Genomic DNA, 11,793 nt, shown 5'->3' on the forward strand with positions numbered 1-11,793 from the left:
AGCGGGGACCCGGACACGCGCAGCTGCTGACCAGCGGGAAGTCGATGTGGCGCCGGCGCACGAGGATCTGCGAGGCGGCCACGGGGGCCTTCCTACCGGACGGCCCCCGACCTGTCGAGAGGTCGGGGGCCGGTCGGGGCGGCGGGGCGGCGCGCCCTACAGCAGGCCGAGTGCCTTCACGGCGTCGCGCTCCTCGACGAGCTCCTGCGCGCTGGCGTCGATGCGCTCGCGGGAGAAGTCGTTGACGTCGAGGCCCTGGACGATCTTCCAGGCCCCGTTCTCGGAGGTGACCGGGAAGCTGGAGATGATGCCCTCGGGCACGCCGTACGAGCCGTCGGACGGGATGGCCGCGGAGACCCAGTCGCCCTCGGGGGTGCCGTTGACCCAGTCGTGGACGTGGTCGATGGCCGCGTTGGCGGCCGACGCGGCGGACGACGATCCGCGGACCTCGATGATCTCGGCGCCGCGCTTGGCGACGCGCGGGATGAACTCGTCGCGCAGCCAGGCCTCGTCGACCTGCTCGGCGGCGGACTTGCCGTTGACCTCGGCGTTGTAGAGGTCGGGGTACTGGGTGGCCGAGTGGTTGCCCCAGATCGTCAGCTTCTTGATGTCGGTCAGCGGCACCGAGAGCTTGTTGGACAGCTGCGCGAGAGCGCGGTTGTGGTCGAGCCGGGTCATCGCGGTGAAGCGCTCGGCCGGCACGTCGGGTGCGGCGGCGGAGGCGATGAGCGCGTTGGTGTTGGCCGGGTTGCCGACCACCAGGATGCGGATGTCGTCGGCGGCGCCGGCGTTGATCGCCCGCCCCTGCGGGGCGAAGATGCCGCCGTTGGCCTCCAGCAGGTCGCCGCGCTCCATGCCCTTGGTGCGGGGCCGGGCGCCGACGAGCAGGCCGACGTTGGCGCCGTCGAACGCCTTCGTGGCGTCGTCGGTGATGTCGACGCCCGCGAGCAGCGGGAACGCGCAGTCCTCGAGCTCGAGCGCGACGCCCTCGGCGGCCTTCACCCCCTGCGGGATCTCGAGCAGGCTCAGGCGGACCGAAGTGTCCGGTCCGAGCAGCTGGCCGGACGCGATGCGGAAGAGCAGCGCGTAGCCGATCTGTCCGGCGGCTCCGGTGACGACGACGTTGACGGGTGCGGTAGGCGCAGACACGGCAGGGAATCTAGCCCTCGACGTCCGCGGGCGCCGCGACGGGCGGCACACCGGCGCCCCGGAGTGCGCAGCGACACACCTGGGAAGGTGGTCCCCATGACGACCGCGGCCGACCCCGGCGCGACCCCCACGACGGAGCGGGCACCCGCCCCCGACCTGGCCCGCGGCGGGATGCTGCTGCTCATCGCGCTGGCCAACGTCCACACCTACCTGTACGCGCAGGGGGCGGGCGTCCGGTCCTACCCCGGTGACCTCGACGGGCCGGACCGGGTCGTCGTGCTGGTCCAGATGCTGCTCGTCGACGGGCGGGCGTACCCCCTGTTCGCGCTGCTGTTCGGCTACGGCGTCACGCAGCTCGCGTGGCGCCGGGCCGCCCTCGGGCTGCCGGCGCAGGCCGTCATCGGGCTGGTGCGCCGCCGCGGGCTGGTCATGATCGGCATCGGGTTCGCGCACGGGGTGCTGCTGTTCTCCGGCGACATCGTCGGTGCGTACGGCCTGGTCGCGGTCGCGCTGGCCACCGCGCTGGTGACGGGCTCGGACCGCACGCTGCTCGTGACCACCGGAGCCGGGATCGTGGTGGGCGGGCTGCTGTCGCTGCTCAGCGGGCTGCCGATCCCCGAGGAGGTGGCCGACGCCCGGTCGGTCGCGGTGCCGGACGTGCTCGGGGCCCTGGCCTTCCGCGGGATCGAGTGGGTGCTGAACGGGCTGCTGGTCCAGGCGGTCGCCGTCGTCGGGATGGTCGCGCTCGGGGCCTGGGCGGGCCGGCGCCGGCTGCTCGACGACCCGGCCGCGCACCGCGTCCTCCTGACGCGCGTCGCGGTCGCCGGCGTCGCGCTCGCCGTGCTGCTGGGCCTGCCCTTCGCCCTCGCCGCGTCCGGGCTCGGGCCCGAGCAGGGCGTCGGGCTGCAGGTCGCGGGGGCCGGGCTGCACACCGTCGGCGGGTTCGCGGGCGGGGCCGGGCTCGCCGCGGCGTTCGGGCTGCTGACGCTGCGCGGGTCCGGGCCGGTGTCGGCGGCGCTGGTGGCGTGCGGTCGGCGGTCGCTGTCGTGCTACCTCGCGCAGTCGGTCGCGTTCGTCGCGCTGCTGCCCGCGTGGACGCTCGGCCTCGGCGCCCGGATCGGCGTCGCGGAGGCCGCGCTGGTCGCCGTCGGGGTCTGGCTGGTGGTGCTGCTCGTCGCGGTGGCGTCGGAGCGGGCCGGCCTCCGCGGGCCGGCCGAGACGCTGCTGCAGCGGCTCGTCTACGGCGCGCGGCGGTAGCGTCCCGGCCATGACACGTCCCGACGACGGGCGCCCGTCCTGGATGGGCGCGCCCGGCTACTCCCCGCCGCCGCCGAACCTCGCCCCGCACGCCCCCATGCCCGGCGCGCCGCCGTACCCGCCGCACGTCGAGGAGCCGCTGCCCCCGGTCGGGGGGCGCGGCCGCACCCGCTACCTCCGCGCGCTCGGCGCGGCGGCCGTGTGGGCCGCGGTGAACCTCGTGCTGGTGCTCGTCGTCGACGGGCCGGCGCCGTCGGCGGAGGCGCTGGGCCGCGTCGTCGGCGGCCTGCTCGTCGCGGCGCTGCTCGCCGCGCTCGGCACCTGGCTGGTGCTGCGCAGGCGGGCCAGCGCGTTCTGGGTCGTCGTGCTGGTCGCGCTCCCGTTCTTCGTCGTGGTACGCCTGCTCACCGCGGTGGGCGGCGCCGCGAGCTGATCACGCCGGTGTCGAACCCGGCGATGTGCAGGCCGCCGTGGAAGCGCGCGTGCTCGACCTTGAGGCAGCGGTCCATCACGACCTCCAGCCCGGCCGCCTCGGCCCGGGTGGCCACGGCCTCGTCGAACAAGCCGAACTGGAGCCAGAACGTGCGGACGCCGTCGGGCAGGGCGAGCACCTCGTCGAGGACGCCGGGCAGGTCCGCCGGCCGCCGGAAGACGTCGACGAGGTCGGGCACGACGGGGAGGTCGGCCAGCGCCTTGTGCACCGGCCGCCCGAGGATCTCCGTGGCGTTCGGGTTGACGAAGTGCACGTCGTAGTCGGTGCTGGCCAGCAGGTAGGTGGCCACGAAGTTGCTGGCCCGCGCCGGGTTCGGCGACGCCCCGACGACCGCGACGGACCGCGTCTCGCGCAGGACCTGCTGGCGACGGGTCGCGGTCGGGTTCTCCCAGCTCATGAGGCCACCTTCGCGGCCGCGGCGAGCGCCTGGTCGAGGTCCCACAGGATGTCGTCGACGTCCTCCAAGCCCACGCTGATCCGCACCAGGTCCGGTGGCACACCCGCGTCGCGCAGCTGGTCGTCGGTGAGCTGCTGGTGGGTGGTGGAGCCGGGGTGGATGACGAGCGTGCGGGCGTCGCCGATGTTGGCGAGGTGGCTGCACAGCTGCACCGACTCGATGAACCGCTGCCCCGCCTCGCGGCCGCCGGCCACGCCGAAGGAGAACACCGCGCCCGGGCCCAGCGGCAGGTAGCGCGCGGCGCGGTCGTGGTGCGGGTGGTCGGGCAGCCCGGCCCACTTCACGTAGGAGACGCGGGGGTCGGCGTGCAGCCACTCGGCGACGGCCCGCGCGTTCGCGACGTGCGCCTCCATCCGCTGCGGCAGCGTCTCCACGCCCTGGAGCAGCAGGAACGCGCTGTGCGCGGCGAGGGTGGCCCCGACGTCGCGGAGCTGCTCGGCGCGGAGCTTGGTGAGGAAGCCGAACTCCTGGAAGTTGCCCCACCAGTTGAGCCCGCCGTAGGACGGGATCGGCTCGGTCATCATCGGGAAGTTGCCGTTGCCCCAGTCGAAGCGGCCGGACTCGATCACGACCCCGCCCAGGGTCGTGCCGTGTCCGCCGAGGAACTTGGTGGCGCTGTGGATCACGATGTCGGCGCCGTGCTCGATGGGGCGGCACAGGTACGGGGTGGCCATCGTGGCGTCGACGACGAGCGGCAGCCCCGCGGCGTGCGCGACGTCGGCGAGCCCGGCGAGGTCGGCCACCTCGCCCCCGGGGTTGGAGACGACCTCGGCGAACACGAGCTTGGTCTCCGGGCGGATCGCGGCGGCGAAGTCGGCCGGGTCGCCCCCGGGCACGAACGTGGTGTCGACGCCGAAGCGGCGCAGCGTCACGTCGAGCTGGGTGATCGTGCCGCCGTAGAGGCCGGCCGCGGCGACGATGTGGTCGCCCGCGCCGGCGAGCGCGGCGAAGGTGAGGAACTCCGCGGCCTGGCCCGACGCGGTCGCGACGGCCCCGATCCCGCCCTCGAGGCTGGCGAGCCGCTCCTCCAGCACCGCGACGGTCGGGTTGGCGATCCGGCTGTAGATCAGCCCGTACTTCTGCAGCGCGAACAGGCTCGCCGCGTCGGCGGTGTTCTCGAACACGAAGCTCGTGGACTGGTAGATCGGCACCGCCCTCGCCCCGGTCGTGCCGTCGGGCACGTGGCCGGCGTGCACGGCGCGCGTGCGGAAACCCCAACTCCGATCACTCATGCCGTCCATCTTGCCCTGCGAGCCGCCCGTGCTCGTCGCGGACGAGGTCACCGGGCGCGATCACGGCGGGCTGGACCCAGCGCCGGTCGACGAACGCGTCGGAGTCGTCGACGAGGTAGGCCGGGCGCCGCCGCTCCGATCCCTGCCCGCCGCCCCCTGCACCGGCCGTCGGGGGGTACACCCCGTGCGACGGCGCGGTCCGCGCCCCGGCGGCCGCTCCCCCGGACCCCGGGCGCCCGGCGGTCTCCCCGGCCGCCCGCGGCGGCGGCTCGGCGGGGAGCAGCACGCTGCGCCAGCCCGGTGACGCCGGGCGCTGCGGTGCTCCCGGGGCGACCGGCCCGCCCGCCCGCGGCTCGGCCGCGCGGCTCCACGGACCCGGGCCGGTACCGCGGCCGCCGGGTGACGGGGCGGGCCTGCCGACCGGGCTCGGCAGCAGGCCGGCGCCACCGCCGGGCGACGGCGCTCCCGCCCGGATCCCGCTCCCCGCCCCGCCGCCCGCGGGGGGCGCCCGGTCGGCGCTGCGGCCGGGGCTCGCCCGGCGGCCGCACCGGCCGTGCCCGGCCCCCGTCCGAGACTCCCCGGGCCGGGCGTTCCCGGCCGTCCGGCCGCGTCCCCCGGCGCCCGCCCGCCCGGCCCCGTGCCGGCGATCGGCCCCGCGCCACCGCCCGGCCCGTTCCCGCCGGCCCGCCCCGTTCCGCCGCCCTGCCCCGCTTCGCCGCCCGGTCCCGCCCCGCCGCCCAGGAGGGCTCCACCGCTCGACACGTTCCCGGCGCCTCCCGCCCCGCCGACACCGGGTGCGTCCCCGGCCCGACCGGTCGCGGCGACCGGCACCTCGGCCGGCGCCCCGACGGTGGGGCCGACCGGCCCGCCCGCACCCGACGGCCCACCGCCCGGGCCCGCCGCCGGCTCGACCGTGACGGTCGGGGGCACGGACCAGAAGTCCAGCGTGCGCCGGGACTCGAAGCCGATGTTCTCGTAGACGCGGGCGTCGGCGACGGCCTTCGCCGCGGCCTCGTCGCGGCGGGCCTGCTCGGCCTGCACCACCGCCAGGTCCGCCGGTGTCGCCCCCTGCGGGCCGTAGGTGGCGTTGCGCTCGAGCGCCTGCATGATCGTCTCGGGTGGCACGGGCGGGTTGTCGCGCAGCTGGCGGCGCAGGGTCGCGGCCCCGTACGCGTGGGCGGTGACGGCCTCCGCCGTGTTCGCCGCATCCTGCGCGGCGTCCACGGCCCACCGGCCCAGCGGGCTGATCCCGGTGCGGGCCGCGTCGGCCGCGGCGCCCGTCCACTCCGACTCGCTCTCCCGCACCGCCGCACTGAGCCGACCCTCGATCTCGGTGATCAGCTTCCCCATCCGCCGCCACTGCTGCTCGGCGTCCATCGACACCGCCGGCCCCAGCCCGCCGTTCACGACGGCCTCGTGGAGAGCGGTGTGGTCGAGCCCCTGCCAGGTCAGCGGTCCGGTCACAACCGCCCCAGCAGCTCGGCGTTCTCGCCCTCGGTGCGGCGGTACTCGGCCTCCATCGCCGCGAGCTGGTCGCGCACCCGGACGAGCTCCGCCTCGTAGGCCAGCAGAGCGTGGTAGGGCCCGTCCGGGGCCTCCATCACCCGCCGGTTGTAGAACTCGAGGGTCTTCTGGCTGACCGGGTCGCCCAGCCAGGGGCCCCTGAGTCGACCCACGTCATCGAGTCGGCGCAGCTCCGCCCGAAGGTCGTCCAGCGCGGCCTCGTACGCGGACCGCATCCTCAGGAACGCACGCGGTTCGACCCGCAGGGTCATCGGCGGATAGTCAGGCATCGGACCTCCCTGGCTGTCGGCGAGCCCGCGCAGGCTAGATCGTCGGCTTCGGCGTGCGGAGCCGTTCTGTGCAGCCGTGTGCACCTGCGAACGGCTGACGATCAGACGAGGGACAGGAGCGTCCGCATCGCCGAATCGGCCGCGGCGCGGGCTCCGGGACACAGCTCCTCGGTCGGGATGGGAGGTTGCCCGCTTCCGTCGCGGTACTGCACATTCAGTGCCGCACCGGGACCGACATCGACGACCACCGTGCAGGACTTCAGCGCGCCTACCGGATCAGCCTGGACAGCCGGGAATCCCTGCACCTCCAACGCAGCAACTGTCCCCCTCACCCGCGCCGGCGCGAACGCATCTACACCCAGGCCGTCGTAGGGGAGCGCCACCCCCACCGCCAAGGCCGGTTCGTACCCGCTGATCGTGCAGGCCGGTTCCGGTCCGTCGAACAGAGGCGAGCGCTGGACGTCGTACGTCGGCTCGCCGTCCAGCCCCAGCTCCGCCCGCTGCTCCTCGGTCAGCAGCGCGCACGGGTCGACGCCGCGGATGTCGATGTCCCGGGGCCTCGGCGGCAGCGGGACCTCGGTGGCCGGGGACTCGGGAGCCGGCGACGCTCCGGCACCCACCGTCTCCCGCACGCACCCGGCCAGTGCACCGCACAGCAGCACCCCGACCAGCACCACCGCCACCCGTCGCACGCGGGAACGGTAGCGCGAGGGGGTCGGTCCGGGCGGTCGTTCCGACCGCGCAGACCCCGTGGTCACCGCGCAGACCGCCGGCGGTCTGCGCCGCGCTTCCCGGCCTGCGCGGTGCTCCCGGGCCGGGTGGTGAGCGCGGGCGGGCGGGGCGGGCTCAGCGCGGGACCCGCACCAGCCCCTCCTGCACCGTCGTGGCGATGAGGGTGCCGTCCTCGGTGGTGAAGCGGCCGGTCGCGAGGCCGCGGGCGCCGGAGGCCGCGGGCGAGAAGGTGGTGTAGAGCAGCCACTCGTCGGCGCGGAAGGGCCGGTGGAACCACATCGCGTGGTCCAGGCTCGCCATCTGCGCGGGCTGCTCGGGCCGGTCGTGGCGGGCGAGGACGGAGCCCAGCAGCGTGAGGTCGCTGGCGTAGGTGAGCAGGCAGACGTGCAGCAGGCGGTCGTCGGGCAGGCGGCCGTCGGCGCGCATCCACACCCGGTTCGGCTCCTCGGAGGCGGAGACGCGCTGGTCGGACCACACCGGGTCGTCGACGAACCGCATGTCCAGCGGCCGCGGGATCTGGCTCATCCAGCCGGCGCCGCGGCCCTCGGCGACGCGCTGGCCGAGGTCGGGCAGGGTGAGCGGGGCGGGCACGTCGACCGGGGCGGGGGTGCTGTGCTCCAGCCCCTCCTGCGGCAGCTGGAACGACGCCGACAGCGAGAAGATCGCCTCGCCGCGCTGGATCGCGAGGACGCGGCGCGTGGTGAACGAGCGCCCGTCGCGGACCCGCTCGGCCTCGTAGACGATCGGGATGCGCGGGTCGCCGGGGCGGATGAAGTAGGCGTGCAGGGAGTGGACCTCGCGGTCGTCGGGCACCGTCCGCCCGGCCGCCACCAGCGCCTGCGCGGCGACCTGCCCGCCGAACACCCGCGTGGGGCTCTGCGGCGGGCTGACGCCGCGGAACAGGTTGGTCTCGAGCGTCTCGAGGTCGAGCAGCTCGACCAGCGCGTCGAGGACGGCCTGGCCGCGCGGCATGCCGTCGGCGGCGAGCTCGGGTTCGGGCTGGGTGGTGGTCACGACGGGCATCCTCTCAGGACACCGGCCCGACCTTGACACGTGACCTTTCGGTCACCTATCTCGTCCCGTGGACGACGACGACCGGGTCTTCCAGGCACTCGCCGACCCGACCCGTCGCCACCTGCTCGACCGGCTCTTCGCGCGTGACGGCCGCACGCCCACCGAGCTCGAGTCCGACCTGGAGATGTCGAGGTTCGGCGTCATGAAGCCCCTCGAGGTGCTGGAGGACGCGGGTCTCGTCGTCAGCAGGAAGTCGGGGCGGGAGAAGCTGCACTTCCTCAACCCCGTGCCGATCCGGCTGGTCCACGACCGGTGGATCGGCAAGTTCAGGCCGACCCGCCGCGGCGGCTCGTGACGACGTTCCGGATGCTCATGGACCCGGGCACCGCGGCCGAACCGGCATCCCGGATCACCCACGAGCTGGAGGGCTCGCCGAAGCTCGCCGCCGTCGTCACCGGGACGGTCGACTGCCCGGGCGGCGGGGGCCACGCCTGGGTCCTCAGCGACCTCGAGTCGCTGCTGGAGACGGGCGCCCCGCTGGCCGGCTAGCCCATGTCCTCCTCGCCCAGGCGGTGCACCCGGATGAGGTTCGTGGAGCCCGCGGTGCCGGGCGGCGAGCCGGCGACGATGACCACCAGGTCGCCGGGCTGGAAGCGCTCGATGGACAGCATCGCGTGGTCGACCTGGCGCACCATCGCGTCGGTGGACTGCACGAAGTCGACCAGGAACGTCTCGACGCCCCAGCTCATCGCGAGCTGGCTGCGCACCTCGGGCGTCGGGGTGAAGGCCAGCAGCGGGAGCCGGGTGTGCAGCCGCGACAGGCGCCGCACGGTGTCGCCGGACTGCGTGAACGCGACGATCGCGCGGGCGGAGAGCCGCTCGCCGATGTCGCGCGCGGCGTAGGACAGGACGCCGCGCTTGGTGCGGGGCACGTGGTTGAGCGGCGGGACGGTCACCGGCCCGTCCTCGACGGCCTCGATGATCTGCGCCATCGTGCGGACCGTCTTGATCGGGTAGCGGCCCACGCCGGTCTCGCCGGAGAGCATCACCGCGTCGGCGCCGTCGAGCACGGCGTTGGCGACGTCGGAGGCCTCGGCGCGGGTCGGGCGCGAGTTGGTGATCATCGACTCCAGCATCTGGGTCGCCACGATCACCGGCTTCGCGTTCTCCCGCGCGATCTGGATGGCGCGCTTCTGCACCAGCGGCACGTGCTCCAGCGGGAGCTCGACGCCGAGGTCACCGCGGGCGACCATCACCGCGTCGAAGGCCAGGACGATGGCCTCGAGGTTGTCGACGGCCTCGGGCTTCTCCAGCTTCGCGACGACCGGCAGCCGCGCGCCGCGCGCGTCCATGATCTTGTGGACGAGGTCGATGTCGGCCGGGCTGCGCACGAACGACAGCGCGACGACGTCGACGCGCAGGTCGAGCGCGAACTCCAGGTCGGCGATGTCCTTCTCGCTCATCGCGGGCACGGAGACGTTCATGCCGGGCAGCGAGATGCCCTTGTTGTCGCTGACCGGACCGCCCTCGGTGACGCGGCAGACCACGTCGAGGCCCTCGACGGCGGTGACCCGCAGGCCGACCTTGCCGTCGTCGACGAGCAGGCGGTCGTCGGGGCGGGCGTCGGCGGCGAGGCCCTTGTAGGTGGTGGAGACGCGGTCGTGGGTGCCGGCGACGTCCTCGACGGTGATCCGCACCTCCTCGCCGGTGCGCCACTCGGTGGGGCCCGCGGCGAAGCGGCCGAGGCGGATCTTGGGGCCCTGGAGGTCGGCGAGGATGCCGACGGCCCGGCCCTCGGCGTCGGCCGCCTCGCGGACCATCTCGTAGACGCGCTTGTGGTCGTCCCGGTTGCCGTGGCTGAAGTTCAGCCGGGCGACGTCCATCCCCGCCTGCACGAGTTCCCGGATGCGGTCCGGGGTCGCGGTGGCGGGACCGATGGTGCAGACGATTTTGGTGCGACGGGTCACAGGCTCGGAGTCTAGACCGTTCTCTGGAACGATCAGGAAGGCCCTGCGTGAACTCTTCGGTCAGCGGCGCGGCTGGTCGCTGGGGCCCACGTGGTCGGTCAGCCACTCGGTCAGCGGGCCCAGCGCCCGCCACGTCGTGACGACGCGGTCGAGCGCCCCCGGCTCGTGCAGGACGTCGTCCGGCGGCCACTCGCGCCACCCGTAGAGGCCCTTGTGCCGCAGCAGGTCCAGGCGCGGGTGCGTGGGGTCGACCCCGCGCGGGCGGGTCTTGAGCTTCTCCCCCGCGATGGTGATGCCGGCGCCCTCCAGCGCCGCGAGGCGGGCCTGCAGGTCGGTGCCGCGGCGCTCGTCGTCGACGGCGGTGCGGAAGCGCGCCACCTGGTCCGGCGCCATCCAGTAGTAGCCGCCCGCGGCCAGCAGCCCGTCGCTGCCGACCTGGACGTAGAACTCGCCCGCCGTGGCCCCGCAGTGCGTCTTGTACGGCGTCTTGTCCGCGGAGAACCGCACGTCGCGGTACGGACGGAAGACCTTGCCCGTGCCGAACTCCGGCTCGCACGCGGCGAGCAGCTCGAGCATCGGGCCGCGGACGTCGCGCTCGTAGACCTCGCGGCGGTCGGTCCAGTAGGCCTTCGAGTTGTCGGCGAGCAGGCCGTCGTAGAACTCGACGGAGTACTCGCCGAACCCGGAGAACGCCACGGTCAGGACGTGCGCTCGGACGGCGCGGGGTCGGGCTCGGGATCGACGGGGTCCCGCTTGTCGAGGTCGACCGCCGGCTCCGCCGCGGCGTCCGGCTCCGCGTCGGGGTCGTCGTCCGCCCGGGCCGGGGGCAGCACCTCCCGGCCGCGCGGGGCCAGCACGAAGTACGCCGTCGCGGCGAGGAACACGACCACCGAGACGACGTTGTTGATCCGGATCCCGCCGAACACCTCGGTGGCGGGGTCGGTGCGCATGAGCTCGATCCAGAACCGGCCCACGCAGTACGCCGCGACGTAGAGCGCGAACGCCCGCCCGTGCCCGAGCCGGAAGCGCCGGTCGGCCCACACGACGAGTGCGGCGACGGCGAGGTTCCACAGCAGCTCGTAGAGGAACGTGGGGTGGAAGACGCCGATCGGGGTGGTGTCGAGCGCGACGCCGTTGAGCGGGTCGGGGGCACCGGTGGCCGGGTCGACGCGCTCGTAGATCTCCAGGCCCCACGGCAGCGTCGTCGGGCCGCCGTAGAGCTCCTGGTTGAACCAGTTGCCGAGCCGGCCGATGGCCTGCGCCACGACGATGCCCGGCGCCACGACGTCGGCGAAGAACGGCAGCGGCACGCCGCGGCGGCGGCACCCGATCCACGCCCCGACCGCCCCGAGCGCCACCGCGCCCCAGATCCCCAGGCCGCCCTGCCAGATGTAGAGGGCCTCGATCGGGTTGCGGCCGGGGCCGAAGTAGGTCTGCCAGTCGGTGGCGACGTGGTAGAGCCGCCCGCCGACCAGGCCGAACGGCACCGCGAACACCGCCACGTCGGTGACGACCCCGGCCTCTCCCCCGCGCGCGACGAACCGCCGCTCGCTCCAGGTGACCGCCACGACGATGCCGGCGATGATGCACAGCGCGTAGGCCCGGATCGGGATCGGACCGAGCATCCACACCCCGCGGTCGGGGCTCGGGATGGCGGCCAGCACGGCGGTGACGACAGGGCTCACGGCACCCACGCTAG

At 74.7% G+C, this 11,793-nt stretch carries 14 protein-coding genes; 4 read left to right on the forward strand and 10 right to left on the reverse strand.

What is annotated here, in order from left to right:
* Positions 1-156: 156 nt before the first annotated feature.
* Positions 157-1,149 (reverse strand): malate dehydrogenase, encoded by a 993-nt coding sequence (locus H6H00_RS27110; RefSeq protein WP_185718483.1) that lies wholly within the window; start codon positions 1,147-1,149, stop codon positions 157-159.
* A gap of 96 nt (positions 1,150-1,245) precedes the next feature.
* Between H6H00_RS27110 and H6H00_RS27115 the strand changes: the two genes are divergently transcribed.
* A complete protein-coding gene (locus H6H00_RS27115) occupies positions 1,246-2,406 on the forward strand; it encodes a DUF418 domain-containing protein (RefSeq protein ID WP_185718484.1) in 1,161 nt (386 codons plus the stop codon).
* A gap of 10 nt (positions 2,407-2,416) precedes the next feature.
* Positions 2,417-2,839 (forward strand): hypothetical protein, encoded by a 423-nt coding sequence (locus tag H6H00_RS27120; RefSeq protein WP_185718485.1) that lies wholly within the window; start codon positions 2,417-2,419, stop codon positions 2,837-2,839.
* Here H6H00_RS27120 and H6H00_RS27125 read toward each other — a convergent pair.
* From H6H00_RS27125 to H6H00_RS27150, 6 genes are all read right to left on the reverse strand, one after another.
* Positions 2,811-3,296, reverse strand: coding sequence for a CoA-binding protein (locus H6H00_RS27125; protein ID WP_185718486.1), 486 nt, complete (start codon positions 3,294-3,296; stop codon positions 2,811-2,813). The two genes, H6H00_RS27120 and H6H00_RS27125, sit on opposite strands and share 29 nt — an antisense overlap.
* Positions 3,293-4,588 (reverse strand): O-acetylhomoserine aminocarboxypropyltransferase/cysteine synthase family protein, encoded by a 1,296-nt coding sequence (locus tag H6H00_RS27130; RefSeq protein ID WP_185718487.1) that lies wholly within the window; start codon positions 4,586-4,588, stop codon positions 3,293-3,295. Before H6H00_RS27130 ends, H6H00_RS27125 begins: the two co-directional genes overlap by 4 nt.
* A 60-nt stretch (positions 4,589-4,648) precedes the next feature.
* Entirely contained in the window at positions 4,649-6,052 is a 1,404-nt protein-coding gene (locus H6H00_RS27135) for a hypothetical protein (protein WP_185718488.1), read from the reverse strand.
* Positions 6,049-6,381 carry a hypothetical protein gene (locus H6H00_RS27140; RefSeq protein WP_185718489.1) on the reverse strand — a complete coding sequence of 111 codons (333 nt, stop codon included), beginning with the start codon at positions 6,379-6,381 and terminating at the stop codon, positions 6,049-6,051. The genes H6H00_RS27135 and H6H00_RS27140 overlap by 4 nt, the downstream gene beginning before the upstream one ends.
* Before the next feature lie 101 nt (positions 6,382-6,482).
* The gene (locus H6H00_RS27145) at positions 6,483-7,073 is read right to left on the reverse strand and encodes a DUF3558 domain-containing protein (protein WP_185718490.1); all 591 of its coding nucleotides are present in this window, start codon (positions 7,071-7,073) and stop codon (positions 6,483-6,485) included.
* A 154-nt stretch (positions 7,074-7,227) separates the two neighbouring features.
* A complete protein-coding gene (locus H6H00_RS27150) occupies positions 7,228-8,136 on the reverse strand; it encodes an acyl-CoA thioesterase (RefSeq protein WP_185718491.1) in 909 nt (302 codons plus the stop codon).
* Positions 8,137-8,194: 58 nt separating this feature from the next.
* Between H6H00_RS27150 and H6H00_RS27155 the strand changes: the two genes are divergently transcribed.
* Together H6H00_RS27155 and H6H00_RS27160 are read left to right on the forward strand one after the other, a co-directional pair.
* A complete protein-coding gene (locus H6H00_RS27155) occupies positions 8,195-8,482 on the forward strand; it encodes an ArsR/SmtB family transcription factor (RefSeq protein WP_185718492.1) in 288 nt (95 codons plus the stop codon).
* Positions 8,479-8,676, forward strand: a complete 198-nt coding sequence (locus H6H00_RS27160) for an SRPBCC family protein (RefSeq protein WP_185718493.1) — start codon at positions 8,479-8,481, stop codon at positions 8,674-8,676. The genes H6H00_RS27155 and H6H00_RS27160 overlap by 4 nt, the downstream gene beginning before the upstream one ends.
* On the opposite strand, the gene pyk is transcribed toward H6H00_RS27160, so the two are convergent.
* Genes pyk through lgt form a run of 3 tightly spaced genes read right to left on the reverse strand, consistent with a single transcriptional unit; the run spans position 8,673 to position 11,779 of the window.
* Positions 8,673-10,094, reverse strand: a complete 1,422-nt coding sequence (pyk, locus tag H6H00_RS27165) for a pyruvate kinase (RefSeq protein ID WP_185718494.1) — start codon at positions 10,092-10,094, stop codon at positions 8,673-8,675. The two genes, H6H00_RS27160 and pyk, sit on opposite strands and share 4 nt — an antisense overlap.
* Positions 10,095-10,154: 60 nt before the next feature.
* Positions 10,155-10,790 (reverse strand): DUF2461 domain-containing protein, encoded by a 636-nt coding sequence (locus tag H6H00_RS27170; protein WP_185718495.1) that lies wholly within the window; start codon positions 10,788-10,790, stop codon positions 10,155-10,157.
* A 2-nt stretch (positions 10,791-10,792) separates the two neighbouring features.
* Positions 10,793-11,779: a prolipoprotein diacylglyceryl transferase gene (gene lgt, locus H6H00_RS27175; protein WP_185718496.1), complete on the reverse strand. Its 987-nt coding sequence runs from the start codon at positions 11,777-11,779 to the stop codon at positions 10,793-10,795.
* Between the last annotated feature and the right edge of the window lie 14 nt (positions 11,780-11,793).

The sequence above is a fragment of the Pseudonocardia petroleophila genome, from assembly GCF_014235185.1.
GTDB lineage: Bacteria > Actinomycetota > Actinomycetes > Mycobacteriales > Pseudonocardiaceae > Pseudonocardia > Pseudonocardia petroleophila.